Consider the following 238-nt stretch of genomic DNA (forward strand, 5'->3'; position numbering starts at 1 on the left):
GCTGGTGTCGTCCGGGCCGGGGCTGTCTGTCGGTGCTGGCACTGGAACAGAGCCTAACGCGTCGGACAGGAGCCGTCGTCACAGCCCGGAGGCAGGTACATCCACCCGTTGCTCGGCTCGTACACCCACCCGTCGCCCCGCCGGTACGCGCCTCCGCCCGACCCCTGCGGGGTATGCGCGGAGCGCCATTTCCCGGCGGCGAGCATCGCGCCCTTGGCGGGCCGGGCCCCGGCCGGGG

General features: G+C 74.4%; 1 pseudogene. It reads right to left on the bottom strand.

Annotated features, from left to right (window positions below):
* Positions 1-53: 53 nt before the first annotated feature.
* Positions 54-238: pseudogene (locus tag KVT44_RS56970) on the bottom strand (DUF393 domain-containing protein); the annotation flags it as partial.

The organism is Streptomyces sp. GbtcB7 (assembly GCF_019091445.1).
Taxonomy (GTDB): Bacteria; Actinomycetota; Actinomycetes; order Streptomycetales; family Streptomycetaceae; genus Streptomyces; species Streptomyces mirabilis.